This window comes from Diaphorobacter sp. HDW4B (genome assembly GCF_011305535.1).
Taxonomy (GTDB): Bacteria; Pseudomonadota; Gammaproteobacteria; order Burkholderiales; family Burkholderiaceae_C; genus Diaphorobacter_A.
In genome coordinates, this window is the sequence record NZ_CP049905.1 from 4916599 (window position 1) to 4942266 (window position 25668).

A 25668-nucleotide genomic window follows, 5' to 3' on the forward strand; every position below is an offset into this window, starting at 1 on the left:
TCAATCCGAATCGCGGCGGATGGCCTTGAAGAACGAACTGACCAACAGGCTCTCGCGGCGCTCGTTCATGCAATACACATAGGTCGCAGTGTGCGCGGGGCTGCCGTCGATCCGGAACACGCGGAAGTGGGTATCCGCGATGTACTCCGCCTCGGACACTGCGCCGATTCCCAGACCACGCGCCACGGCCTCGCGGATGGCTTCCCGGCTGCCGATCTCCAGGTCGGTACGCGGCTTCACGCCTTGCTGCTGCAGCGCATCTTCGAGCGCGCGGCGAGTGGTCGAGCCTGCCTCGCGCATCAACAACTGCTCGCCATGCAAGGCCGTCAACGGTATTGAGCTGGCTCTGGCGTGCTTCTTCGCGAACGGGTGCTCGCGGTGCACGAACAGAATGATGGCGTGCCGCGCATATTCCTGCGCGAACAGTTCTGCGCGCTCATACAGCCCGGCCAGCACGGCCACGTCGGTGTCGTAGCGTTCCAGATCGGCCAGCACTTGCTGCGAGTTGCCCATGCGGATGGACAACTGCATGCCGGGATGGCGCGCACGGTAGGCCGCAACCATCTCCACCACATGAAACGGGCCAACCGCGCCGATCTTCAACTCGCCCTGATGCAGCAGCCCTGAATCGCGCAACAGGTACTCGGCCTCGGCCTCCAGCGCCAGCAGTTTCTGCGCGATCGGCAGCAGCTTGGCTCCCGCGCCGGTCAGCGTCATGCGGTAGCCGCGCCGGTGAAAAAGCTCGATGCGGCTTTGGCGTTCCAGCGTGCTGATCTGGCTGGAGATGGTGGGCTGGCTCAGATCGAGAGCCCGCGCGGCAGCGCTCAGCGAGCCGTGGTGGGCCACTGCGGCGAAGGCGCGAAAGCGGGCGTTGCTCATGTCGCGTGGTTCATCTCAAGGTTTGATCTATGGAAGCTGTTCAATCTGATTGTGAAGCTTTCATATGGCAGAAATATGAACTCCCTAGCATTCCCTCATCGCGCTGTAAAAGCATCGCAGCGACGGACAAACACCAACCCAAGGAATGCTGGAAATGAACAAGACGATGAACCGCAAGACCTGGCTGAAACATGCCGCTGCCGCCACGCTGCTGGCCTGCACCGCCGGCATGATCAACACCGCAGCGGCGCAGAGCAAGGAGCTGCGCGTGGGCCTGATTCCGTCGGAAGACGCGCAAGCCATGATCCGCGCGAGTCAGCAGGTGATGGACCAGTTGGCCGCGAAGACCGGCATGAAGGTCAGGCCCTTCGTCGCCAACGACTACAACGGCGTGATCGAGGCGCTGCGTTCCAACAAGATCGACATTGCTTACCTTGGCCCGTTCTCCTATGTGCTCGCAAGCCAGATCGCCAATGCCGAAGCGTTTGCGGTGGCGGTGACCAAGAAGACCGGCAAGAGTGCCTATCACAGCGTCGTCATCAGCCGCAAAGGCTCGGGCATTGACAGCGTCGCCAAGCTGAAGGGCCACTCGTTCGCGTTCGTCGATCCGACATCGGCCTCGGGTCATCTGTTTCCAAAGTCCGGGTTGATGGGCGAGGGCTTCGATGCGGACAAGGGCTTTTCGCGCGTGATCTTCTCCGGTTCGCACGATGCCAGCATCATGGCCGTTGCCAACAACAAGGTGGATGCGGCCTCGGTGGCCGATCGCATTCTGGAATCGGCCATCGCCAAGGGTCTCGTGAAGGCCGACGATTTCAGCATCGTCTGGCGCTCGCAGCCCATCCCCGAATCGCCGATGGTGTGGCGCAAGAATCTGGATGCCGACACCAAGCAGAAAGTGGCCGCAGCACTGGCCGATGTGAAGGATCTGCCCTGGGGCGATCAAGGTGTGCTCAACGGCTTTGCGCCCACCAACGACGCGGCTTACGACGTGGTGCGCCAGACCGCCAAGGTGCTCAAGCTCGATCTGGGAAGCATGAAATGATCAGCATCCGCAACCTCAAGAAAAGCTACGGCAGCAATCATGTGCTGCATGGCATCGACCTCGATGTGCGCGCGGGCGAATTCGTGGTGATGCTGGGCCTGTCGGGCGCTGGAAAGTCCACGCTGCTGCGCTGCATGAACGGTCTGGTCAAGCCCGACAGCGGCAGCCTGACGGTGGGCGGCATCGACATATGTCGCAAGCATTCGCGCCGCGAACTCGCGCAGCAGGCGGCGATGGTGTTCCAGCATCACAATCTGGTGCCGCGTCTTTCGGTGCGCAAGAACGTGCTGACCGGCCGCTTGGGACAACTGGGAACGTTGGCCTCCATCGCGCAGTTTTTCCGTGCCAGCGACCTGCAACTGGCCGATGCATGCCTGCAGCGTGTGGGCCTGCTGCACAAGGCGGATGCGCGCACCGATGCGTTGTCGGGCGGGCAGATGCAGCGCGTGGGAATCGCACGCGCACTGGCGCAAAGTCCCAAGGTGATTCTGGCCGACGAGCCGGTGGCCAGCCTCGATCCCAAGACCGCCACCAGCGTGCTGCAATACCTGCGCGAAGCCACGCGCGAGCTGGGCATTGCGGTGGTCTGCAATCTGCATCAGGTGGAATACGCACGCGAGTTCGGGGACCGCGTGGTCGGCCTGTCGCAAGGCCGCATGGTGTTCGATGGCGGGCCCGATGAACTGGACGATGCCGCGCTGCAGGCCATCTACCACCAACCCACGGAAGCGGCAGTGTCATCGATGCACGCAGCAGAGCAGGGCGGACGTTGGCTCAAGCCACTCGCTGCCACGGCAGGAGCCATGTGATGAACGCCACCCACATTCAACAAGGCCGACAAGGTCAAGAGGGCTGGCGCTGGACGGCACCTCGTCCGCAATCGCACACTGGCTGGATTGGCACCGCCTTCGCGGTGCTGATGGTCGTCGTCGTGCTGCACTGGAGTGCGAGCGGCGCGCAGATGAGCTGGGGCGAACTGGCCAATGGCCTGCCGCAGATTGCCGATTTCGCGGCCCGCTCGTTCCCGCCCGATTGGAGCGTGTTGCCGCGCCTGTGGGCACCGGCGCTGGAGACGGTTCAGATCGCCATCTGGGGCACGCTGCTGAGCGTGATTCTCGCGCTGCCGCTGTCCTTCATCGCGGCAAGCAATCTGCACAGCTGGCATTGGCTGCGCCGCATCACGCGCCAGTTTCTGAACGTGGTGCGCAGCATCAACGAGCTGATTCTGGCGCTGGTGTTCGTGTCTGCCGTCGGCCTCGGGCCATTCCCCGGCGTGCTGGCACTGGCGCTGCATGGCATGGGCATGCTGGGCAAGTTCTTTGCCGAGAACATCGAAGAAATCGACAACGGCCCGCTCGAAGCCTTGCGCAGTGCGGGCGCGTCGCAACTGCAAGTCATCGTGTTCGGCGTGGTCCCGCAAGCCATCACTGCATGGATCGGCGTGGTGCTGTATCGCTTCGAGGTCAACCTGCGCTCTGCGACCGTGCTGGGCATGGTGGGCGCGGGCGGGTTGGGGTTCGAGTTGGTCAGCAGCCTCAAGCTGTTCCGCTATCAGGAGACCGCCACCTGCATCGTCGTCATCACGGTGATGGTGATTGCAGCCGACATGGTCTCGAACCTTCTGCGTCAGCGCATTCAGCGCGGCGCGCATCACTGAAGCCTCTTTTTGAATTTCACTGCAAGGTCATTTTCTCGTGCGTAGTTTCCACAACCCCGTCGCCATCCATTGCGGAGCCAATTCGTTGGAGCGCTTGCCGCAACTGCTCGCAGGTCGTCGCTGCCTGCTGGTGACTTTTCCCGAAGCAGAGTCGCTTGGCATCATCGGGCGAGTGCGCTCCCTGCTGGACGCGCAGCTTGCAGGCGTGATCGACAGCATCTCGCCCAACCCCGATGTGCAATGGCTTGCGCCGCTGTACGACCAGGTCCATCGTGATCACGCCGACGTGCCCTGCATCGTCGCACTCGGTGGAGGCAGCAGCATCGACAGCGCCAAGGCGCTGATGTGCGCCACACCGAATGGACGTTTTGAAGAGTTGCTGGCGGCGTTGGAAACCGGCACGCAGTTGCCACCCGCAGCACACAAGGCGCTGATCGCCATCCCCACCACCGCCGGCACGGGCAGCGAGGTCACGCCGTGGGCGACGATCTGGGATCAGGCCGCCGGTAAAAAGCATTCGCTGCACCAGCCATGGACCTGGCCCGAAGCCGCGATCATCGACGCCGCGCTCATGACCAGCCTGCCCGCAGGTGCCACGCTCGCGTCGGGGCTGGATGCGCTCTCGCATGCGCTGGAGTCGATCTGGAACGTGAACCGCAACCCCGTGTCTTTGGCGCTGGCGCAGCAGTCTGCGCGCCGCACCATGGCCTGTCTCCCGGCGCTCATGAAGGACCTTGGCAATCTGCAACTGCGCAATGCGATGGCCGAAGCGGCCTTGCTGGCCGGGCTGGCGTTCTCGAACACCAAGACGGCGCTGGCGCATTCGCTCTCCTACGACATCACCTTGCAGCATGGCGTGGCGCATGGCATCGCGTGTTCGTTCAGCCTGCCGCTGGTGCTGGACATGGCGCTGGGCGCAGACGACGAAACCGACGCAGCGTTGCTCTCCATCTTCGATGCGGCCACTGCGCAAGCTGCCGTTCAGCGCCTGCGTGACTTTTTGCAAGGCCTTGGCGTCGCGACCGACCCAACGCATTACGGCGTGGCCGAGAGCGACTGGAGCGCCATGGTGCAAGCCGCAGCGCAAGGTCCACGCGGGCGCAACTTCATTCGTCAGATGGCGTGATTCGCCGTTTTTCTTTCCTTATTTTTCCTTATCTGCACATCATGAACACCATCAACGACGCATTCACTCAGGCCTCCCAAGACGACGCGCTCCAGGCCGATCTCTCGCCGCTGCAAGCCGTCATTTTCGATTGGGCAGGAACGCTGGTGGACTTCGGCTCGCTCGCGCCCACGCAGATCTTTGTGGAAGCTTTTGCGACCTTTGGCATCACCATCACGCTGGCCGAGGCGCGCGGGCCGATGGGCCTGTCCAAGTGGCAGCACATTCATCAACTGCTGCAGGAAGAGTCGATCCGCGCGCAATGGCAGAACGCGTTCGGGCGCGCTCCGGGTGATTCGGATGTCGATGCCATCTACGCGCGCTTCATGCCCATGCAGATCGCCAAGGTGGGCGAGTTCTCCGCGCCCATCGACGGTGCGCCCGAGTTGCTGCAATGGCTGCGCGCACGCGGTCTCAAGGTCGGCTCGTGCTCGGGCTATCCACGTGAAGTGCTCAACCAGTTGCTGCCGCAGGCCGCCGCGGCAGGGATTGCGCCCGACCATGTGGTTGCCGGTGACGAGATGGCGGCGGGTGGTCGCCCCGGCCCGTACATGGCGCTTGCGAATGTGCTGGCCTTGGGTATCAGCAACGTGCGCGCTTGCGTGAAAGTGGACGACACCGTACCGGGCATCGAGGAAGGACGCAACGCGGGCATGTGGACCGTGGGCCTGACGCTGTCCGGCAACGAAGTGGGCTACTCGCTGGCCGAATGGGCGAGTGCTCCCGCAGAGGAAATCGAGGCCCGCGTCGCCGCGGCCGAGGCCAAGCTGCACAAGGCTGGCGCGCATTTTGTGATTCGCAGCGTGAAGGATTTGCCGCAGGTCCTGACGCAGATTGCCGCAGCCATGCGTGAAGGGGTTCGCCCTGAATGAGTGACTGATGGCGATGGCCGGGTGAACGGCAGGACGCCTTTGCGGCGGTTTATTTGACCGCCAATTTTGATATCAACGGAGCCTTTGGCTCCGTTTTGTTTTTGGGGAGATATTGGAGGTGTGATTAATGCGTGGGTTGGAGTGCATTGGATCGCATGTGATTTTTTTACCGAAGTCCATGCAGTAACTGGATTTTGGATATGGGCAGTGTGTGGCTTGCAAATGACTTCGATAAGAAATTGAATTGAATCTCGCGAGATGAATGTAATTAATATTCAACCGTGCTGCATGGAATGGGAACCTCTCACAACCGGCGATTCCCCAGTCGCCCACTCCGCATGGCGAGCAGATTGCTCATTGACTGGTTTGTTCAACGCAGATTTGGGTCATTTCGGGCCCATTGCGCCCCCGACTCTCAGGCCTTCGCCGTTTGCAGGCGCACCGGTCTCTTTGAGCTCGCTGTTTTGAAGAACGGATCGACCTTGTTTTCAAGGAACGACGCCAGGCGCTTCAAGTTGTAGCACGCAACCATCATCGTCATGACCGTGGTGGCTCTGGTCTGTCCAATCGTGCGCACGAACTTGCCGCCCATGTGACGGATGCCTGCAAACACGTGCTCGACACGCGCACGTCGCTTGGCAATGCGTTGATTGCGTCGCTCCTGGCATTCGCTGAGCGGCTGCTTCGCTTTGGCTTTGCGCTGGATGCCATCTTTGAAGCCCAACACCTTGAGCATCTTGATGCGTTGAGCGCTCGGGTAGGCCTTGTCGGCATTGACCTCTTTGCCGGTGTTCTTCATATCCAGCACTTCATCGAAGTGATGGCCGTCGTGCTCGCTCGCTGTCCCCGTGGCCACGCCCCGGATGAAGCCGTGTTTGTGATCGACGCTCACACTCAGCTTGTAGCCAAAGTAGCGCTTGCCGTGCTTCTTGGTGTGGGTGGCATCGATGTCTTTTTGCCGATCTTTGGCATCACCCCATTCAGGTCTTTGGCCGTTGGAGAGTTGCTCGCGTTCGCCCTTGTTCATGCGTTGGCGCGGTGCTGGCACCAAGGTCGCATCGATGGCCTGACCACCGCGCGCGATGTAGCCATGACGATGCAATTGCTCGTCCACGCCATGCAGCAAAGCCGTGGCTCCATCCACGCCCAGGCGCTCGCCAAAGCGCCAGATGGTGTTGCGGTCCGGAACGTTCATCGAGTCTTGCAGCAAACAAAATCGCTGGTAGCTCATGCGGTCAAGCAGTTGATATTCCATCTGCTCGTCCGAGAGGTTGTAGAGCCTCTTCAGGACCATCACCCGTACCATGACCTCAGTGGGATAGGCCGGACGACCACCCTTGCGCCCATCACTGCGCTCGATGATTCCATCGACCAGACGGGCCAGCGCGGTGAAGTCGATGTGCTGCGCAATGACTTGCAGCGGATCGCCCACTTCATCGATCTTGCGCTTGCGGGAGGCTTCGGCGAACAGGTCGAACTTCAGGGCACTGCGGGGGGTGATCATGCTGCGAATTTACTGCATCAGATGACGTGAGTCAGCGACGTCGGGAGGTTTTGAGAGGTTCCCGAGAGTACTGTCTGCGGCTTCGCGTCGCGCCTACGGCCCCATCTCATCATTGTGGCTGTGGGTTCGGAGGCCCGTAGGGCTGCGTAGCTGGATGTTTGAAGTCCGGGTTCCTCAACGAAAAAACCGCGCCTCAGCGCGGTTTCGTTTATTGGTGCTGCTTACAGCTTGCGCAGTCGCTCGATGGCGTCGCGCAGGGTTTCGTCCTTCTTGGCGAAGCAAAAGCGCACCACGCGTTGGTCAAATTTTTCGACATAGAAGGCCGAGAGTGGGATGGCTGCGACGCCGATTTCGCGGGTGAGCCATTGGCAGAAGTCGGCTTCGCTCAGGTCGCTGATGCCGGAGATGTCCACGCACTGGAAGTAGCTGCCCTGGCTTGGCAGCAGCTTGAAGCGCGAGTCCTTGAGGCCTTCGCGGAAGAGGTCGCGCTTGGCCTGGTAGAAGGCCGAGAGTTGCAGGTACGGCGCGGGGTCTTGCATGTATTCCGCGATGCCGTATTGCATGGGGGTGTTCACCGTGAAGACGTTGAACTGGTGCACCTTGCGGAATTCGGCGGTGAGGGCTGCGGGCGCGGCCACGGTGCCGATTTTCCAGCCGGTGACGTGGTAGGTCTTGCCGAAGCTCGAGACGATGAAGGCACGCGCGGCCAGGCCCGGAAAGCGGGCCGCGCTCTGGTGCTGCTGGCCGTCGAACACCATGTGCTCGTAGACCTCGTCGCTGATCAGCAGGATGTCGGTGGGAGCGAGCAGCTCTTCGAGCTTGCGCATTTCCGCATCGGTCCAGATCGTGCCGCTGGGGTTGTGCGGCGAGTTGATGATCAGAAGGCGCGTGCGCGGCGTGATGGCGGCGGCGATCTTGTCGAAGTCCGGGCGGAAGGTGCCGGGCGTGAGCGGCACACGCACGACTTTGCCGCCTGCGGTTTCGATGTTCGGCACGTAGCTGTCGTAGCAGGGTTCGAGCACGATGGCTTCGTCGCCCGGCTGCACGCAGGCGAGCACGGCGGTGAGGATCGCCTGCGTTGCGCCTGCGGTCACCGTGATTTCGGTGTTCGCATCGTAGTGGCGGCTGTGCAGCGCCTGGTACTTCTGCGACATGGCTTCGCGCAGCACGGCCACGCCGGGCATGGGCGGGTACTGGTTGTGGCCTGCCCGCATGGCGTTGTTGACGGCATCGACCAGTTGGGGGTCGCACGCAAAGTCAGGAAAGCCCTGACCAAGGTTGACTGCCTTGTATTCGGTGGCGAGAGCCGACATCACGGTGAAGATCGTGGTGCCCACGTTGGGCAGGCGGCTCGGGAAGGTGGGGGTGCGCGGCGCGCTGTTTGTGCTTGTTGTCATGACGGGCAAATTCTAGACTTGCAGTGGGGCAGTCAAAGGTTCGGAGGTCGCAGGCTCAGAGCTCGTAGTCGTTGACGTTTCCGACCATGGCGCGCATCACCAGATCGCGGCTCAGGCGGTCGCTCAGCAGTTCGGCGAACTTGTAGATGAAGTTGCGCAGATACGCGCCGCGCTTGAAAGCGACACGCGCCACGTTCTGGCCGAACAGATGGCCCATGGGGCGCACGACAAGGTCACCGACCGGATCGTCGCGCATGGCCATTTCAGCCACGATGCCGATACCCATGCCAAGGCGCACATAGGTCTTGATCACGTCGGAGTCGATGGCTTCGAGCACGATGCGCGGCTGCAGCTTGCGGGTGGCGAAGGCCGCGTCGATCTTGCCGCGTCCGGTGAACGAGGGGTGGTAGGTCACCAGCGGCTCGTGGGCGATGTCTTCGAGGCCGATGCGTTCGCGTTGGGCGAGCGGGTGGTTGCTCGGCATCACCAGCACGTGCTGCCATTCATAGCAGGGCAGGGTCACGAGGTCGGGGTAGTCGGCGAGCGATTCGGTCGCCATGCCGATTTCGGCCACTTCGTCGATCACCATGCGCGCCACTTCATGCGGCGTGGCCTGGTGCAGGCTGATGTTGACCTTGGGATAGGACTCGCGCAGCTTGGCGACCGGCACGGGCAGCACGTAGCGGGCCTGCGTGTGGGTGGTGGCGATCGACAGGGTGCCACTGTCCTGCGCGCTGTATTGCTCACCGATGCGCTTCAAGTTGGTGACCTCGCGCATGATCAACTCGATGCTCTTGAGCACATGCTGGCCGGGTTCGGTCACGCGCTTGAGGCGCTTGCCGTGGCGCGCGAAGATGTCCACGCCCAGCTCGTCCTCCAGCTCGATGATGGCCTTGGACACGCCGGGCTGCGAGGTATGCAGTGCCTTGGCGGCCTCGGTGAGGTTGAGATTGCGGCGTGCTGCCTCTTGTACGAAGCGGAATTGGTGCAGGTTCATAACTGAATACAGCTAAAGACTGCCTTTATTATGCTTCATTCTTCTTATATTGCATATGGGCGGTGCTTTTTATGCCCAAGTAGCCGCCTTTACGAGGAGGGGAATGCCCAATTTGATGTGTCGCTTTGGTAAAGTAAATGAAAGTGAGATGCATTTGAGCATCCTCACTCCTAGAATGCACCATCCCGATGAGCAGAAGAAAAATCACCTCATTGCGGCGCACGTCCACCCAAGGTTTTCCATGAAGTCGGCTGTTTCCGGTAGCTCGCAACGAGCGTACTGGCTGAAAAAATTACACGAATGGCACTGGATCAGTTCGGCGATCTGCCTGATCGGCATGCTGCTGTTCGCGTTCACGGGCATCACTCTCAATCATGCGGGGCAGATCGAGTCCAAGCCGCGCGTGGAGACCCGCGAGGGCCAGATGTCACCCGAGCTGCTGCCGCCATTGCAGGCGCTGCAAGCTGGGCTCAAGGACAAACCGAAGTCCGAAGCCAGTCCCGAATTTCCTGCACCGGTCGCCGCCTTCATCCGCAGCGAGATGAAGGTCGATGTGTCGGGCCGCGCGGTTGAGTGGAGTGATGACGAGGCTTATGTGCCCATGCCGCGTCCCGGTGGCGATGCGTGGCTGCGCGTCGATCTGAAAGAGGGCGCGATGGAGTACGAATCGACCGATCGCGGCTGGATCTCCTACATCAACGATCTGCACAAGGGGCGTAACACGGGCGGTGCCTGGAGCCTGTTCCTCGATGTGTTCGCGGTGGGTTGTCTGGTGTTTTGCATCACCGGCCTGCTGATTCTGAAGATGCATTCCGAGCGGCGTCCGCTGACCTGGCCGATGGTGGGTCTGGGCTTGGTGATTCCGGCGCTGCTGGCATTGCTGCTGATCCATTGATCGCAGGCTGCCGGATACCGAATTTTGTTGAAGGAAACTCTGAAATGGCGAAAAGGATTTTCAAATGCACGGTCGCGCTGAGCGCAGTGGTCGGCCTGCCTGCAATCGCGGGTGGTCTGGACGTGACCGTGGGCATTCCGCAACTGCAAGTGGCCGAGTACCACAAGCCTTATGTGGCCGTGTGGCTGGAGAAGACGGACGGTGGCGTGGCCGCCAATCTGTCGGTCTGGTACGACGCCAAGATGAAGGATGCCGAAGGCACGAAGTGGCTCAAGGACATGCGCCAGTGGTGGCGTCGCACGGGGCGCGAGCTGTCGTTCCCTATCGATGGCGTGACCCAGCCGACCAAGCCCGCGGGCAATCATGCGCTGTCGTTCAGCGAGGGCAAGAACCCGCTGCCCAAGCTCGCTCCCGGTCAGTACAAGCTGATGGTGGAAGCCGCGCGTGAAGTGGGCGGCCGCGAGCTGGTCTCGATTCCCTTCGAATGGCCTGCCAAGCAAGCCACCAGCCTGTCCGCCAAGGGCAGCACCGAACTCGGTCAGATCAAGCTCGACCTCAAGCCCTGATGGGGCTTCGAGCCATTTGCCAACCAGATATCAACCCCAGTCTCATTCAAAAGGACGTCCGAAATGATGCTCAAGAAGCACGCAATTGTGGCCGCAACGCTGGCGCTCGCCGCCCTGTCCGCACAGGCCCATGACCTCTGGTTCAAGCCCTCGAGCACGGTGCTCTCCAAGTCCGATTGGGTGACCGTCGATGCGGCGGTCTCCAACGACGTGTTCTTCTTCAACCACCGTCCGCTGGGACTGGAAAACGTGAAGATCACCGGCCCCGATGGTTCCGCTGTCGAGATGAAAAACGCCCACAAGGGTGAGCTGCGCAGCGTGTTCGACTTCAAGCCCGAAAAGCCCGGCACCTACCGCGTGACCATGCTGATGAACGGCGTGATGGGCGGCTACAAAGACGCCAACGGTCAACCCAAGCGCGTGCGCGGCTCGGCGGAAGAAATCCTCAAGCAGATTCCTGCGGATGCCAAGGACGTGAACATCACCGAGAACGTGCGCCGCATGGAAACCTTCGTGTCCGTGGGCAAGCCAACCGGCATCGCGCTGACTGGCAAGGGTCTGGAACTCAAGCCCGTGACCCATCCCAACGATCTGGTGAGCAGCGAAGAAGCCAAGTTCGAATTCCAGATCGACGGCAAGCCTGCGGCGAATCTCGAAGTGGAACTCGTGGCCGACGGTATTCGCTACCGCGATGGCGTGGAGCCGCTGAAGTTCAAGACCGATGCGAACGGCCTGCTCACCGTGAAGTTCCCGCGTGCCGGGCTGTACTGGCTGAGCACCGATGCCAAGGACAACAAGACCACCGTGGCCAAGGCAACGGAGCGTCGTCTCGGTTATGTTGCCACGCTGGAAGTGCTGCCCTGATTCTTCAACAATGAAGTCATGAGCACTGCTCCGCGAGTCCATTTCGGTGCCAGCGTCTGGCGCTTGCCGCAGGCTGCGAAAACGGCCCCGGTAGTGCCCGCGCGCGCCGATTTTTCGGTGCAGCACTGGCGCGCGCCAAGCATGCAGCGCCAGCAGGACTCGCGCATTCACCGACTCAGCGGCCAGACGATGGGGACATCGTGGTCGCTGAATCTGCCGAATACCGATTTTCTGGAGCTCCAACCCGTGCACGCACTGGTTCAGTCGGTGCTGGACGAAGTCATCGCGCAGATGAGCAACTGGGAAAACGATTCGGCGATTTCTCGCTTCAACAATGCGCATGCAGGCACTTGGCATGCGTTGCCAGCAGAGTTCGCGCAGGTGCTTGCTGCGGCGCTGCAATGGGCCGAGCGTTCGGGTGGGGCGCTCGATCCGACTATGGGGGCGTTGGTTTCTTTGTGGGGGTTCGGCCCACGTGCCGAGCCGCTGACGCCGCACTCTGGCGAGCGTCCCACGGTCGCGCAGATTGATGATTTGCTGCGCGCATCAGGCTTTGAAAAGCTGCAATGGAAAGCCGGTCAGAACCACATCGAACAACCGGGCGGATTGAAGCTCGATCTGTGCGGCATTGCCAAGGGCTTTGGGGTAGATTGGGTCGTGCAGCATCTTCAAGAAGCGGGCTGGAACAGCGGCCTGTTCGAGATCGGCGGCGAGCTGCGAAGCTGGGGCGAAAAGCCCAATGGCGACGCTTGGCAGATTCAGTTGGGCAGTCAAGGTGATGCGTCCAATGCGCCCCTTGTGGTGGCCGTGAAGAATGCTTCGTTCGCCACATCGGGCGACTGGTGGCATCACTTTTTTGCCGACGGCAAGCGCTATTCGCACACGCTTGATCCACGCACCGGCTGGCCGATCAAGCACCCACTGGCCAGCGTGACGGTTCACCACGAAGCATGCATGCACGCCGATGCGCTGGCGACGGTGCTGACGGTGCTGGGCGTGGAGCAGGGCATGGCTTTTGCCGAGGCGTATGAGGTTGCGGCCGTGTTTCAGGAGCATGGCGCAAATCCGTGCATGTCACCGGCCTGGAAGGCGCGATTCGCATCATGATTCTGGATTGGGTGGTGTCTCCGGCACGCGCGGCAGGCGCTGCAGGACTGGTGTTGGCATACGCAGCGCTTTGCGCCCGCGTGGCGTGGGTGAGCAAACAGAAGCGCATCGACATTGAGCGCGACAACGACGTGCCTGCGGGCCAATCGCAATGGCCTGCGGTGCTGGTGGTCTATGCCAGTCAGACGGGGCAGGCCGAAGGCATTGCCCGCGAGGCGACGCGCATGCTGCGCGAGAGCGGCTTGCGTGTGACGCTGCTTCCCATCGATTCGATCACCACGGAAAATCTGAACGCGCATGAACGCAGCCTGTGGATCGTCTCGACCACGGGCGAGGGCGATGCACCCGATCACGCCTTGCATTTTGTGCAGCAGGTGCTGCCGCAAGGTGCGGACTTGCGGGCGCATGAAGCGCAGGTGCTTGCGCTCGGTGATCGTGAATACCAGCAGTTCTGCGCGTTTGGCGAACAGGTTCAGGCATGGCTTGTTGCCCAAGGCGCGAATAGCGAGCTGGTGTGCGTGGACAACATGGACCGCGCCACGCTGCGCTCGTGGCAGTCGCGCATCAACGAGTTGAAGCAGGGTTGGTTGGGCGAGGAGGGGGACTCTCAGCCGCCCGTGGCGATGCAGGAAGAATGGCTGCTGCCGCCCACGAGCACGCCCTTCACACTGGAGCGACGCACGTTGCTCAATCCGGGCAGTCAAGGCGGCGCACTGTATCGGCTGGACTGGGTGGTGAAGAATGGCGATCTGCCCGAATGGGAGTCGGGCGATCTGGCGTCGCTGCGCGTGCCTGCCGATCGAGAACATGCGCGCGATTATTCGATTGCTTCGATCCGGGCGGATGGGCATCTGCAGATGCTGGTGCGGCAAAGTGTGCGCGCGGATGGCACGCCGGGTGTGGCGTCGAGCTGGCTTTGCATGGGCATGAAGCAGGGCGATTCACTCGACATTTCCGTGCGCCAGCACAGCAGTTTTCGACTGGGAGACAACGCTGCAAGGCCGTTGATTCTGATCGGCAACGGTTCGGGATTGGCGGGGCTGCTCAGCCACATCAAGGCGCGGATTGCGGCGGGACGCAGCGACCAGTGGCTGGTGTTCGGCGAGCGCAGCCCGGAGCATGATGCGATCTGCGCACAGCAGCTTGAGCAATGGCTGCAGGATGGACAACTGGAGCGGCTCGATTTGGCGTGGTCACGCGATGTGGCCGAGAAAACCTATGTGCAGGATGTGCTGCTAAAGCAAGCCGAAATGCTCAAAAGCTGGGTGGCGCGCGACGCGGCCATCTATGTGTGCGGCAGCCTGCAAGGCATGGGGCAGGGCGTGCATCAAGCGCTCAAGCAGGTGCTGGGCGACGAGTGCATGCAGACACTCACGCAGTCGGGGCGCTACCGCCGCGACGTCTATTGAGTGGTGCTCATTCGGTGGCTGAATCAGCCGCGATCAAGGCCATCAGCGCGGTGATGCGCGGGTCTTCGCCAATCGGGGTCTGAAGACGGAACTCCAGAGCTGGATATTGCATTTGCAGGTCGTAGACCATGCGCGGCAGGTCTTCGCGCGCATGGCGGCCCGCGCCCAGAAACATGGGCATCACGCTGATCTTGTGAATGCCTTGCTCCACCCAGCGTGCGACGACGGAGGGCAGATCGGGCTCGGTCAATTCCAGATAGGCGCAGGCAACGGCAATGTCGCCGCGCTGCTTTTCTATGAGGCTGGCGACCGCCTCGATGGGCAGCCGCCATTGCGGATCGCGCGAGCCGTGGGCGAACAGGATGACACCGGAATCAGGCATGGACGGACAGGTTTCTTGAGCGCTAACGTCTGAGCACCAGCCAGCCAAAGGCGGCCAGCGACAGCAGGGAATAGATCAGCCCCGGCGCGGCGGCCGTGAGCATGGGCGACCAGTTCTGCAGATTGCCTGCAAAGCCGAACACGTTGTTGAGCAGGAAGAAGCTGATCCCCGCCATCACACCGCCAAACACATAGCCCGCAATGCCGCCAGAGCGGAAGTGCAGATAGGCGAATGGCAGCGACAGCACGACCATCACCAGGCAGCTCAGCGGATAGAACACCTTGCGCCAGAACTCGATGTCGTAGCGCTGGGTGGACTGGCCGTTGGCCTCCAGGTGGCGGGTGTACTGGAACAGTTCGAGCGTGGACATCTTGTCCGGCTTGAGCACGGCGGCCGCCACCATGCTGGAGGTGATGCGGGTCGTCCACTTGAACTCGGGCTTTTCGGTGCGTTGGACGCTCATGTCGCCGCTCTTGCTGCGCTGGAATTCGCTGCGGCGCACGTTTTCGAGCACCCAGCCATCGTTGTTCGTGTCGAAGCGCCCGCGCTCGGCCTGCGTGGTCGAGGCGGTGTAGCCGTCAGCATCGAATTCGAAAATCCGCACATTGCGCATCTCGCCCTGCGTGTCGATGGCGCGCACGTTCACGGCAAAGCTGTGATCGCCTTGGCGTTCCTTGAGCCACGCGCCGGTCACACCGGTGGTGATCTGCCCCATGCGGCGGGCCTTGACCAGCTCGGCCGCTTTTTCGCTGACCGGAGCGATGTAGTCGCCCATCACGAAGGTGAATGCGACGAACGCACCACCCAGAATCAGCAGGGTGCTGAGCGCGCGCCATGGCCCGAGGCCGCTGGTGCGCATGATGGTGAATTCGGAGGTTTGCGCAAGCCGCGCCATCACGAAGATGGTGCCGATGAGCACGGTGATCGGCAAGAGCTCATACAAGTGCTGCGGCACGCGCAGCGCCACGTAGAGCAGGGCGAACATGAGCTTGTAGCTGTTGTTGATCCAGCGCAGTTCGTCGACCAGATCGAAGAAGAAGAACAGCGCCAGAAACGCCAGCGTGACAAAGCCCACGCCCGCGATGATCTCGCGGTAGATGAAACGGCGAATGGTCTTCATGCAGCCCCCTTTGCTGCATTGCGTGCAGTGTGGCCGCCGCCCGAGAACAAGGAGCGGATCGACCATTGGTTGTGTCTTGCGGCCAGCAGCAGCAGCGCCAACGCGAAGGTGCCACCGTGCAGCAGGAGCATGAACGGCAGCATGCCGATGCGTTGCGCGGCGACCCAGCTCTGGCCCACGGTCATGAGGTTGTAGTAGATGACGAAGGCAAACAGCGCAAACGCCATGCTGCTGCTGCGACCTGCGCGTGGATTGACGATGGCAACGGCAAGACCCAGCACCACAAAGTTGAGTGCAGCCAACGCCAGACCGATGCGCCAGCCGAGTTCGCCCTGATAGGCTGGTGCGCTGGCGCCGATCAGCTCAAGCGTGTTGCGGCTCTTGAGGGCCACATCGTCCACGCCACCCGATTTGGCGTCGCCCACACGGGTGCCGTATTCCTGAAATTCGCTCACGCGCAGACCGGGCTTGCCCAAGGGCATTTCAAGGCGCTGGCCGTTGAACAGCAAGGCCATGCGATCACCATTGCGCACTTCGAGACGGGCGCTCTCGGCGGAAGTCACGGTTTCCTTGGTAGGCTCGTTGGTCGCGATGAAGACATTGCTGGCCGAAGTCGCATCGGGCGAGTCGCGGTCGATGAAGAACACGCGCGAGCCGTTGGAGGACTCCTGGAACTGGCCCGGTGCAATGCGATCGACGTCGCTGCGCTGCTCGTACTGCGACTTGAGTTCCTGAATCTGCGTGTTGGCCCAGGGCCAGACGATGAGCGAGAGCGCGGCGATCGCCAGCATCACCGGCCACGCAAAGCGCAGCAGGGGTGGCAGCAGGCTCATGAGGCCGCGGCCACTGGCGAACCAGATGACCATTTCGCTGTCGCGGTACATGCGCGAGAGAACCCCCACGATGGCGACGAACAGGCAAAGGCTCAAAATGGTGGGCAACTGGCCTAGCACGGTGTAGCCCATGACCAGCATGACGTCTTGCGGATTGACGCTGCCTTTCGAGGCTTGACCAAGGGTGCGGATCAGCATCATGGTCATGACGATGGTGACCAGCACCACCAGCGTCGCGCCAAAACTGCGTGCCAGTTCCTTGCGGATGGATGAATCGAATAACATTGTGTCGAAGGAAAACGGTGATTATGAACTTCGAACTGAACACTCTCTCTTTATCTGCAGCTTCCAGCCTGAAATGCGATGCACTCATCGTGCTGGTGCCCGAGGGCGTGAAGCCCGGCAAGGATGCGGTTTCCGCCATCCTGGCGCAGGCGCTCAAATCGGGTGATCTCGAACTCAAGGCGGGCAAGAACCTGCAGATTTACGCTTCGCCACTGCTGGCGGCGCGTCGGGTGATTCTGGCCGGATCCGGTGATGGTAGCGCGCGCAGCGTGCGTCAAGCGCTTGCCGGGGTGGCAAATGTCCTCAAATCTCCAAAGGTCAAGAAGGCCGCGGTGGTTTTCGCCGACAAGGCGACGAGTGATGCGGTTGCGGCTGCAGTGCAGTGCTGCAGCGATCTGAGCTATGTCTACACCACCACCAAGACCAAGGCCGAACCCGTGGCGCTGAACCGTCTGGTGATTGGCGTGGAAGACACCAGCAAGCTCAGGTCCGCCTTCGACATGGCCTGCGCTGTGGCCAAGGGCGTCGGTTTTGCGCGTGAATGGGCCAATCGCCCGGCCAACCACGCCACGCCCACGCTGCTGGCGAATGCCGCCAAGGGCCTGACGACCACCGGCATCACCTGCAAGGTGCATGGCCCGGCGGAAGTCGCCAAACTCGGCATGGGCGCGTTCATGGCCGTGGCGCAGGGCTCGGCCGAGCAACTGCGCTTCATCGAGCTGCGCTACAACGGCGCGGCCAAGACGGAAGCGCCCGTCGTGCTGGTCGGCAAGGGCATCACGTTCGACACCGGTGGCATTTCGCTCAAGCCTGCCGCTGAAATGGACGAGATGAAGTTCGACATGGGCGGCGCGGCCAGCGTGCTCGGCGTGTTCACCGCGCTGGCGGAACTGCGTCCCGCCGTGAACGTGGTCGGTCTGATTCCCGCTTGCGAAAACATGCCCGATGGCAAGGCGATCAAGCCCGGTGACGTGGTGACCAGCATGAACGGTCAGACCATCGAAATCCTGAACACCGACGCAGAAGGCCGTCTGGTGCTGTGCGATGCGATCACCTACGCTGCGCGCTTCAAGCCCCGCGCGTTGGTGGACATAGCCACGTTGACCGGTGCCTGCGTGATCGCACTGGGCAACCAGCGCAGCGGCCTGTTCGCGTCGAACGATGCACTGGCTGCGCAACTGCAATCGGCTGGCGACGCCGCGCAGGATCTGTGCTGGCGCATGCCGCTCGACGACGAGTATGCCGAAGGCCTGCGCAGCAATTTTGCCGATGTGGCCAACGTGGCCGGTCGTGCGGGCGGTGCGATCACGGCAGCCAAATTCCTGCAGCGCTTCACCGGCACAACGCCTTGGGCGCATCTGGACATCGCAGGTACGGCCTGGAAGAGCGGGGCGGCCAAGGGCGCAACGGGTCGTCCGGTCGGCCTGCTGATGCACTATCTGGCAGGCGTGGCGGAAAGCGACAAGGCCACCGTCAAATCGACACCCAAGGTCGCGCGCAAGAAGCCCGTGGCCCGCAAGACGGCGTGAGTGTCGAGCACCGTCCAACAGATCGAGAGCCCATGACCGAAGTTGCTTTTCATTTCAACGCGCCCGACAAGCTTGCCTACGCCTGCCGCTTTGCGCGCAAGGCGCTCAGGCGCGGTGTGCGCGTGGTGGTGACCGGAGGCGCGGCGGATCTGCAGGCGCTCGACCGCATGATGTGGGCGCTCGGGCCCACGGACTTTGTGGCCCATGCGCTCGCCGATGGCGATCCGGATGTGGTCGCCGCATCGCCCGTGCTGCTGGCCGTGGAGCCGCTGTCGGTGGCTCCGCGCGACATGCTGCTCAACCTGGGCACGCAGCTTCCGCCCGGCTATGAGCAGTTCGACAAGGTGATCGAGGTCGTCAGTGCCAGCGACGAGCAGGACCGCCAGTTGGCACGCACGCGCTGGCGCCAGTACGCTGCACAAGGTTACGAGATCGTGCGCCACGATCTGGTTTTGAAAGAAAATGCCTGACCATGGCATCCGCTCCCACCTCCACTCCGCCCAAGTTTGTTCCCACGCTGACCGAAGAGGTGGAACTGCCTGTTGACGCCTCGCCCGATCAGGCGGCCTTGGCGGACCCGGTGGAGGTGCCCGGCGGCTACGAGTTGCCTGCGGGGGGCGCGGATGACGACGAGGATTCTGCGCCGCAACCGCCGCTCGATACGGACGCCATCCCTGAACTGGATGCGGTGGTCGAGGTCGTTGATCTGGTCGAAGCCGAGGTGCTCCATCAAGACCTCGCCTCGATTCCCGAAATCTCCGACGTGGTGACGGAAGCGGAGATCGTGTCCACAGTGGTTGATCCGCTGGGCGACACGGTTGCTGCGCTTGGCGAGTTGCCTTCCGGCGTCGCACCAGAACCCGTTGCAGCCGCCCAACCCGTGCCGCTACCCGATGGTTACGAAGAGTATGTCGTTCATCGCGTGATGCAGCGCGTGGATGTGATTCTGGAGCAGCGTCTGCGTGAAGCCATTGCCCTGGTGATTCAGGAGCAGACCCGCTCCATCGTTCCGCGCCTGCGTGAAGAGGTGGAATCGGTGGTTCGCCAATCGGTCTACGAGGCTGTGGCGGACGAGCTCGCATCGACGTCGAAGTGACGGCTTGAACGCCCGGCGCGGCGTATTGTCGACGTCGCGGTTTTCGCACCAGAAGGGATTTCCCGAATGTGGTGCGGCGCGTACGCTCGGTGCGCGATTCAGTCACTTTTTTGAAAGCGCTCTTTGCATCATGAAATGGCTTGGAAAGGCGCTTTCCATATGCGGTGGCCGCGCCGCACAAGGCCCGCAAATGGTGCACACATTGACTGGCCCACAAATTGCATAAAAACGCGGTCTCGACGCAGTCCGTTATTCTGAGATTCCCTAGTGTTTCAGATTATGAATTGCGCTATGTTTCACCGCGTTGGGACAAAAACCAAATATCTCAGCGTTTTCTAATTTGGAGATTCGTATGCAATTGAAGTTGAAGTTGACTATAGCTGCTGCGATTGCAGCAGTGGCCGGCATGGCATCCGCTCAAGAGGTGGTGAAGATCGGTCACGTCGGTCCCGTATCCGGGCCACAGGGTCACTATGGCAAGGACAACGAAAATGGCGCCCGCATGGCCATTGACGATCTCAACGCAAAGGGCGTGACGATCGGTGGCAAGAAGGTCAAGTTCGAGCTGATGGCCGAAGATGACGCTGCGGATCCCAAGCAAGGCACTGCCGCTGCACAGAAGCTGTGCGATGCCAAGGTCGCTGGCGTGGTCGGTCACCTGAATTCGGGTGTGACGATTCCTGCCTCCAAGATCTACAACGACTGCGGCGTGCCGATGGTCACCGGTGCGGCCACCAACCCCAACCTGACCAAGCCAGGTTACGACACGACTTACCGCATCATCGCCAACGACAATGCGCTGGGTGCTGCGCTGGCCGCTTACGCAGCCGACACGCTCAAGCTCAAGACCGTGGCTGTGATCGACGACCGTACTGCGTACGGCCAAGGTCTGGCGAGCGTGTTCAAGAAGGTCGCTGCCGAAAAGGGCATCAAGATCGTCGAAGAACAGTTCACCACCGACAAGTCCACCGACTTCATGGCGATTCTGACCGCCATCAAGGCCAAGAATCCTGACGCCGTGTTCTTCGGCGGCATGGACGCGCAGGCCGGTCCGATGCTGCGCCAGATGGCTCAGCTGGGCATGACCAAGCAGAAATATTTCGGCGGCGACGGCTTCTGCACGACCGAGCTGGCCAAGCTGTCGGCGGGTGCACCTACGCTGGCCAACGTGGTCTGCGCGGTGGGCGGTGCTTCCCTCGAAAAGATGCCTGGCGGCAAGGACTGGAAGACGCGCTACGACGCCAAGTTCCCTGGCCAGTTCCAAGTCTACAGCCCGTACAAGTACGACGCCACCATGCTGCTGGCTGATGCGATGGTGCGCGCTGGCTCTTCGGACCCCAAGAAGTACATTCCTGAACTGAAGAAGTCCAACTACCAAGGCGTGACCGCGAAGATCTCCTTCGAAGCCAATGGTGAAATGAAGAACCCCGCCGTGACGCTGTTCGCCTACAAGAACAACGACAAGGTGCCACTGAACTGAAATCAGTGATGACGCTCTTCGGCGAAAGCCGAAGACGCACAAACACAAAGGGCCTTCGACAAAAATCGAAGGCCCTTTTTGTTCGCCTGAAACTTGGCGGATCAGCGGCGCACTTGCAGCGCTCCTGGATTCACGATGTTGGTGGGCGTGCCCTTGATGTAGTTGACCACATTGTCGAATGCCGCGCCGAAGTACAGCTCGTAGCTGTCCTGCTCGACATAGCCGATGTGCGGCGTGCACACGCAGTTTTCGAGGCGCAGCAGGGCGTGGCCTTGCAGGATGGGTTCGCTCTCGAACACGTCCACCGCAGCCATTCCGGGGCGGCCACGGTTGAGTGCGGCGATCAGCGCATCGGGTTCGATCAGTTCGGCGCGCGATGTGTTCACGATCAGCGCGGTGGGCTTCATCTGGCTCAGGTCTTCGAGCGTGACGATGTTGCGCGTTTCTTCATTGAGACGCAGGTGCAGCGAGATCACATCGCACTGCGAAAAGAATTCGGCGCGCGTCGATGCGACCTGAAAGCCGTCGCTTAGCGCTTGCGCACGTGAAGCTTCGCGGCCCCACACGCGCACGTTCATGCCGAAAGCCTTGGCGTAGCTCGCGACAATGCGGCCGATCTTGCCGTAGCCCCAGATGCCCAGCGTCTTGCCGCGCAGCACCATGCCGAGCCCGAAGTTGGAAGGCATGGACGCCGAACGCATGCCCGATTGCTGCCACGCGCCGTGCTTGAGGTTGGCGATGTACTGCGGCAGTCGGCGCATGGCCGCCATGATGAGCGCCCAGGTCAGCTCGGCCGGTGCGACGGGAGAGCCCACGCCTTCGGCAATGGCGATACCTTTTTCGGTGCAGGCGGCCACGTCGATGTGCGAGCCGACCTTGCCGGTCTGCGCGATGAGTTTCAGGCGCGGGAGCTTTTCCACCAACTGTTTGGAGATCTGGGTGCGTTCGCGGATCAGCACGATGATGTCGGCATCTTTCAGGCGAACCGACAGCTGGCCGAGGCCCTTGACCGTGTTGGTGTAAACCTTGGCGGAGTATCTTTCGAGTCGCTCGGCGCAATGAAGCTTGCGTACTGCGTCTTGATAGTCGTCCAATATGACAATGTTCATTAAATCCACGCCCTTCATAACTTTTTGATTTTCAACGCTGTTTTCCCGTAAGCTGTTGAATTTTCATAACTTTTGCAGATTTCGGAGTCATGCAAAGTCTTGCCTACTCTTTTCTGAACATTGCTACACTTCATTGGTTAGTATAGGTTTGGTATAGGTTCTTTTCGAACCACTCGGGAGGATGAATGTTCTTTGATGCAAAAGCGGCAAAGGGGTTGCAGCCTGGTGCACATATTGTCGTGCAAGGATGCCCCGGACTTCGGCTTGAAGCTACTTTAACCAAAAAGACATGGACGTATAGATACCGTAGTCCCGTGGATCAGAAGCTGCGTCAAATCAAGATTGGCACTTGGCCTGCAAAGTCTCCAGCGCAAGCTGCAGCACGGTGGCAAGAGCTACGCGATCAGCGTGAATCCGGGCGAGACCCTGCGGTGGAGAAGAGGTCCTCCAAAACCGCATTGGTGGAGGTGCCCAAGGCGGAAACCTACACCATCGGCCAACTTATTGAAGACTATGCCGAGGGTTATCTCAATGTCAATCGCGCTCCAAAGGGCGCAAAGGCCGTTGCTCAGAGGCTCAGAAACGCGTTGGCAGGGTATGCGCAAAAAACCGTAAACACGGTGACGCGAAGTACAGTGTTTGAGGTGATCAAGGGGTTACTGGATCGCCCAGTGCTTGCCGCATCGGTGAAATCCGAGATGGCGGCGGCTTGGCGGTTTGCTATGGACGCTGGAATTATTCAGGAGGATCTGCCGAACTGGTGGGCAGAGAAGATGTCGCACAAGCTGCGCAGCAAAGGCGCAATGCGCGATGGTGTGCACAAGGGCACTGGCAAGCGCGTGCTGACGGGGATGGAAATCAAGAGCCTGTTGAGCGACAACCTTGGGCTGTTCAGTCAACAGGTGCAGGATTTTCTGACGGTGCAACTTTGGACGTGCACGCGAGGGTCGGAGATTTGCATCTTGAGGAAGTCGCAACTCACCGAAGAGGTGGACGGACTTTGGTGGACTGTTCCAAAGAACCTGATGAAGGGGCGGAATGTCGAGGCGGCACATGATTTGCGCATTCCTCTGGTGGGGCGTGCTGAAATGATCGTGCGCCGACTGTGCGCGGTAAGGGGTGGGGATCTTCTCTTCCCAAGCGTTGGCCGAGACGGGCTCACAAAACCCCAGACTCAGGCATACATGCAGTCGAAAGTTCACTACCTGCAGCCCTACAGCAAATCTCGGCCCGATCACATAAGGACGAGGCTAACGGTTACCCACTGGTCTCCACATGACCTGCGGCGAACAGGGCGGACATTGCTGGCATCTTTGCAATGTCCGCATGAAGTCGGTGAAGCAATCATTGGCCATGTGCTGGCCGGGGTGGCGGGGGACTACAACCTTTATCGCTATGACCGCGAGCGCAGGCACTGGCTCACCGAGCTGGACAAGAAGCTTGAAGACTTCGTCGCGGCTTCGATGCCCCAGTGTTCTCAGGTGGCAGGAGTTCCGAATGCGGACGGCTGATCAGCCAAGATTCCAATTCGGTGCGCAGCCATGCGACGCGGCGATTTGCCACTTGTCGAGGCTTTGGCAATGAGCCTTCGCGCACCAGTTGAATCGCCCCGGGTTTTCTAGACACCTCTGAGCCTTAAATCTAAGGCCCAATAGGAGGTGCTATGAGTAACCAAAGATATCCCCAAGAATTCAAGACCGAAGCAGTCAAGCAGATCACTGAGCGCGGCCATAAGGTGGCCGATGTTTCAGCCCGACTAGGCGTAAGTCAGCACAGCCTTTATCAATGGATCAAGGCTCAAGGAACGCCTGCCCATGATCGGCCGGCACAGGTGTCACAAACCGAGGAGTTGCGACGACTGAAGGCTGAACTCAAGCGAGTCACAGAGGAGCGCGACATCCTAAAAAAGGCCGCAGCGTACTTTGCCAAGCAGTCCGGGTGAAGTACGCATTCATCAAGCGCCATGAAGGTGAGTACAGCATTCGCCGACTGTGCAAGGTCATGGCTGTACACCCTAGCGGCTACTACGCCTGGAAGGCGCAACCGATGAGCCTGCGTGCAAAGGACGATCAACGTCTGTTGGGTCTTCTCAAGCATGCGTGGCTCGAGAGTGGTGGCGTCTATGGCTATCGCAAGCTGACCATGGACATGCGTGATTTGGGCGAGAGCTGCGGCAAGCATCGCGTGGCACGACTGCTCAAAATCGAGGGGCTGCGCTCACAGACGGGCTACAAACGCCGTGCAGGCATGCGTGGCGGCAAACCTGCCATCGTCGCGCCCAATCACTTGCAGCGCCGCTTCGCAGCGGCCGAGCCCAACCAAGCTTGGGTGACTGACATCACATACATCCGCACCCATGAAGGTTGGCTGTATCTGGCGGTGGTGGTTGACCTGTTCTCACGTCAGGTTGTTGGCTGGTCTATGGGCAGCCGCATCGATACTGGCTTGGTGCTCGATGCACTGTTGATGGCCTTGTGGCGTCGCAGGCCTAAGCTGCCTGTCATGGTGCATTCGGATCAGGGTAGTCAGTTTACAGGCCATGACTGGCAGGGCTTTCTGCGAGATCACAATCTGGTCTCCAGCATGAGTCGTCGCGGCAACTGTCACGACAACGCCGTGGCCGAGAGCTTCTTCCAGTTGCTCAAGCGCGAGCGTATTCGCCGCCAGATTTACCCGACGCGCGATGAGGCCAGGGCTGATGTCTTCAACTACATCGAGATGTTTTACAACCCGAAAAGGCGTCATGGCACCGCCGGAGATATCTCTCCGGTAGAGTTCGAAAGACGGCATTCCCAACGGCTCAACAGTGTCTAGGAAATCCGGGGCGATTCAAGTTTCTCAAAAGTGCTGACGCTGAGTGCAAGGAATGCGGCCGACTGTTCACGGGTCAGCGCTGCGGGCAGGAGTTGCATTGCGGCGATGGTTTTCATAGTGTTTGGTCTTCGGACTGCCCGAATGCACGAGCAGAAAAAAACAAACCCCGCATCAGCGGGGCTCGGGTTTCTTCATAAGCGCCCATCGGGCGATGCAACTCCTGTTTTCTGAAGGAGTTGAGTGAAATCAAAGGGTTGTTCTCCAAAAAAATACCCGCCCAAGGCAGGCTATGTGTGAATGTTGCAAGCTGGGTTGCAATCTGTGGTTGAGCTTGCAACCTCGACCGCTCAATCGGCGGGCTGGTGTTCGTCTTGTTCGCGGAATCGGTTGCGCTTGTCGCCACGTTTCCGGGCTCTGCTGCTGAGGGTCATGCTTGCTCCTTCCCTGGCTTCGGCAACCCGCGCGGGCAAGTTGTCAGTCTTACCGCGGCGCAAGCCAATGGCAGCACCATTCAGCGCTCTATGGGGCGTTTCAGTAGTCGCGATTGAAAATTTTCGTACTGGTTCTTGTTGAGCTTTGAGTCGGGTATTTCTCCTGATTGCCCGCCAAGCCTCACGAATTTCATAATCTCAACGCTTTCATTTCACGTTAACAAGCAGGAAA

At 60.7% G+C, this 25668-nt stretch carries 26 protein-coding genes; 16 read left to right on the forward strand and 10 right to left on the reverse strand.

The window, feature by feature from the left end:
• Positions 1 to 879, reverse strand: a complete 879-nt coding sequence (locus G7048_RS22480) for a LysR substrate-binding domain-containing protein (protein WP_166070270.1) — start codon at positions 877 to 879, stop codon at positions 1 to 3.
• 166 nt (positions 880 to 1045) lie between these two features.
• On the opposite strand from G7048_RS22480, the gene phnD reads away from it, so the two are divergent.
• The 5 genes from phnD to phnX are packed head-to-tail and all read left to right on the forward strand — an operon-like array spanning position 1046 to position 5618.
• A complete protein-coding gene (gene phnD / locus G7048_RS22485; RefSeq protein ID WP_166071131.1) occupies positions 1046 to 1924 on the forward strand; it encodes a phosphonate ABC transporter substrate-binding protein in 879 nt (292 codons plus the stop codon).
• A complete protein-coding gene (gene phnC, locus G7048_RS22490; RefSeq protein WP_166070271.1) occupies positions 1921 to 2733 on the forward strand; it encodes a phosphonate ABC transporter ATP-binding protein in 813 nt (270 codons plus the stop codon). The genes phnD and phnC overlap by 4 nt, the downstream gene beginning before the upstream one ends.
• Positions 2733 to 3581, forward strand: a complete 849-nt coding sequence (phnE, locus tag G7048_RS22495) for a phosphonate ABC transporter, permease protein PhnE (RefSeq protein ID WP_166070272.1) — start codon at positions 2733 to 2735, stop codon at positions 3579 to 3581. Before phnC ends, phnE begins: the two co-directional genes overlap by 1 nt.
• Positions 3582 to 3618: 37 nt before the next feature.
• A complete protein-coding gene (psrA, locus tag G7048_RS22500; RefSeq protein WP_166070273.1) occupies positions 3619 to 4707 on the forward strand; it encodes an iron-containing alcohol dehydrogenase PsrA in 1089 nt (362 codons plus the stop codon).
• Between the two features lie 41 nt (positions 4708 to 4748).
• On the forward strand, positions 4749 to 5618 hold the full coding sequence (gene phnX, locus G7048_RS22505) for a phosphonoacetaldehyde hydrolase (protein WP_166070274.1): 870 nt from the start codon (positions 4749 to 4751) through the stop codon (positions 5616 to 5618).
• A gap of 415 nt (positions 5619 to 6033) precedes the next feature.
• Here phnX and G7048_RS22510 read toward each other — a convergent pair whose 3' ends face one another.
• From G7048_RS22510 to G7048_RS22520, 3 genes are all read right to left on the reverse strand, one after another.
• Entirely contained in the window at positions 6034 to 7119 is a 1086-nt protein-coding gene (locus tag G7048_RS22510; RefSeq protein WP_240933271.1) for an IS5 family transposase, read from the reverse strand.
• A gap of 224 nt (positions 7120 to 7343) precedes the next feature.
• Positions 7344 to 8519, reverse strand: coding sequence for a pyridoxal phosphate-dependent aminotransferase (locus tag G7048_RS22515; RefSeq protein ID WP_166070275.1), 1176 nt, complete (start codon positions 8517 to 8519; stop codon positions 7344 to 7346).
• 55 nt (positions 8520 to 8574) lie between these two features.
• A complete protein-coding gene (locus G7048_RS22520; protein WP_166070276.1) occupies positions 8575 to 9516 on the reverse strand; it encodes a CysB family HTH-type transcriptional regulator in 942 nt (313 codons plus the stop codon).
• 241 nt (positions 9517 to 9757) lie between these two features.
• Here G7048_RS22520 and G7048_RS22525 point away from each other — a divergent pair, with 241 nt between their 5' ends.
• The 5 genes from G7048_RS22525 (at position 9758) to G7048_RS22545 (ending at position 14357) form a co-directional block, all read left to right on the forward strand.
• Positions 9758 to 10411: a PepSY-associated TM helix domain-containing protein gene (locus G7048_RS22525; protein ID WP_166070277.1), complete on the forward strand. Its 654-nt coding sequence runs from the start codon at positions 9758 to 9760 to the stop codon at positions 10409 to 10411.
• Between the two features lie 44 nt (positions 10412 to 10455).
• A complete protein-coding gene (locus G7048_RS22530) occupies positions 10456 to 10977 on the forward strand; it encodes a DUF2271 domain-containing protein (protein ID WP_166070278.1) in 522 nt (173 codons plus the stop codon).
• Between the two features lie 63 nt (positions 10978 to 11040).
• Positions 11041 to 11841 (forward strand): DUF4198 domain-containing protein, encoded by an 801-nt coding sequence (locus tag G7048_RS22535; protein ID WP_166070279.1) that lies wholly within the window; start codon positions 11041 to 11043, stop codon positions 11839 to 11841.
• 18 nt (positions 11842 to 11859) lie between these two features.
• Positions 11860 to 12948: an FAD:protein FMN transferase gene (locus G7048_RS22540; RefSeq protein WP_166070280.1), complete on the forward strand. Its 1089-nt coding sequence runs from the start codon at positions 11860 to 11862 to the stop codon at positions 12946 to 12948.
• Positions 12909 to 14357 (forward strand): sulfite reductase subunit alpha, encoded by a 1449-nt coding sequence (locus G7048_RS22545; RefSeq protein WP_240933080.1) that lies wholly within the window; start codon positions 12909 to 12911, stop codon positions 14355 to 14357. Before G7048_RS22540 ends, G7048_RS22545 begins: the two co-directional genes overlap by 40 nt.
• A gap of 7 nt (positions 14358 to 14364) precedes the next feature.
• Here G7048_RS22545 and G7048_RS22550 read toward each other — a convergent pair whose 3' ends face one another.
• Genes G7048_RS22550 through lptF form a run of 3 tightly spaced genes read right to left on the reverse strand, consistent with a single transcriptional unit; the run spans position 14365 to position 16977 of the window.
• Entirely contained in the window at positions 14365 to 14739 is a 375-nt protein-coding gene (locus G7048_RS22550; RefSeq protein ID WP_166070281.1) for a sirohydrochlorin chelatase, read from the reverse strand.
• 22 nt (positions 14740 to 14761) lie between these two features.
• The gene (lptG, locus tag G7048_RS22555) at positions 14762 to 15859 is read right to left on the reverse strand and encodes an LPS export ABC transporter permease LptG (RefSeq protein WP_166070282.1); all 1098 of its coding nucleotides are present in this window, start codon (positions 15857 to 15859) and stop codon (positions 14762 to 14764) included.
• Positions 15856 to 16977, reverse strand: coding sequence for an LPS export ABC transporter permease LptF (gene lptF, locus G7048_RS22560; RefSeq protein ID WP_166070283.1), 1122 nt, complete (start codon positions 16975 to 16977; stop codon positions 15856 to 15858). Before lptF ends, lptG begins: the two co-directional genes overlap by 4 nt.
• A gap of 23 nt (positions 16978 to 17000) precedes the next feature.
• Here lptF and G7048_RS22565 point away from each other — a divergent pair, with 23 nt between their 5' ends.
• The 4 genes from G7048_RS22565 to G7048_RS22580 all read left to right on the forward strand — a co-directional run bounded on the left by G7048_RS22565 (position 17001) and on the right by G7048_RS22580 (position 21082).
• The gene (locus G7048_RS22565; RefSeq protein WP_166070284.1) at positions 17001 to 18506 is read left to right on the forward strand and encodes a leucyl aminopeptidase; all 1506 of its coding nucleotides are present in this window, start codon (positions 17001 to 17003) and stop codon (positions 18504 to 18506) included.
• Positions 18507 to 18538: 32 nt separating this feature from the next.
• The gene (locus G7048_RS22570) at positions 18539 to 18976 is read left to right on the forward strand and encodes a DNA polymerase III subunit chi (protein ID WP_166070285.1); all 438 of its coding nucleotides are present in this window, start codon (positions 18539 to 18541) and stop codon (positions 18974 to 18976) included.
• 2 nt (positions 18977 to 18978) lie between these two features.
• Positions 18979 to 19602, forward strand: a complete 624-nt coding sequence (locus G7048_RS22575) for a hypothetical protein (RefSeq protein ID WP_166070286.1) — start codon at positions 18979 to 18981, stop codon at positions 19600 to 19602.
• A 352-nt stretch (positions 19603 to 19954) separates the two neighbouring features.
• The gene (locus G7048_RS22580; protein ID WP_166070287.1) at positions 19955 to 21082 is read left to right on the forward strand and encodes a branched-chain amino acid ABC transporter substrate-binding protein; all 1128 of its coding nucleotides are present in this window, start codon (positions 19955 to 19957) and stop codon (positions 21080 to 21082) included.
• A 101-nt stretch (positions 21083 to 21183) separates the two neighbouring features.
• On the opposite strand, the gene G7048_RS22585 is transcribed toward G7048_RS22580, so the two are convergent.
• Positions 21184 to 22191 (reverse strand): D-2-hydroxyacid dehydrogenase family protein, encoded by a 1008-nt coding sequence (locus tag G7048_RS22585; RefSeq protein WP_166070288.1) that lies wholly within the window; start codon positions 22189 to 22191, stop codon positions 21184 to 21186.
• A gap of 185 nt (positions 22192 to 22376) precedes the next feature.
• On the opposite strand from G7048_RS22585, the gene G7048_RS22590 reads away from it, so the two are divergent.
• A complete protein-coding gene (locus G7048_RS22590) occupies positions 22377 to 23702 on the forward strand; it encodes an integrase family protein (RefSeq protein WP_166070289.1) in 1326 nt (441 codons plus the stop codon).
• On the opposite strand, the gene G7048_RS28790 is transcribed toward G7048_RS22590, so the two are convergent.
• Positions 23611 to 23817 (reverse strand): AlpA family transcriptional regulator, encoded by a 207-nt coding sequence (locus tag G7048_RS28790; protein ID WP_166070290.1) that lies wholly within the window; start codon positions 23815 to 23817, stop codon positions 23611 to 23613. The two genes, G7048_RS22590 and G7048_RS28790, sit on opposite strands and share 92 nt — an antisense overlap.
• Positions 23818 to 23854: 37 nt before the next feature.
• Between G7048_RS28790 and G7048_RS22600 the strand changes: the two genes are divergently transcribed.
• A protein-coding gene (locus G7048_RS22600; protein ID WP_166066293.1) for an IS3 family transposase occupies positions 23855 to 25005 on the forward strand; the annotation gives its coding sequence in 2 pieces (ribosomal slippage) (positions 23855 to 24101 and positions 24101 to 25005; 1152 coding nt in all).
• A 112-nt stretch (positions 25006 to 25117) separates the two neighbouring features.
• Here G7048_RS22600 and G7048_RS22605 read toward each other — a convergent pair.
• The gene (locus tag G7048_RS22605) at positions 25118 to 25408 is read right to left on the reverse strand and encodes a hypothetical protein (protein WP_166070291.1); all 291 of its coding nucleotides are present in this window, start codon (positions 25406 to 25408) and stop codon (positions 25118 to 25120) included.
• Between the last annotated feature and the right edge of the window lie 260 nt (positions 25409 to 25668).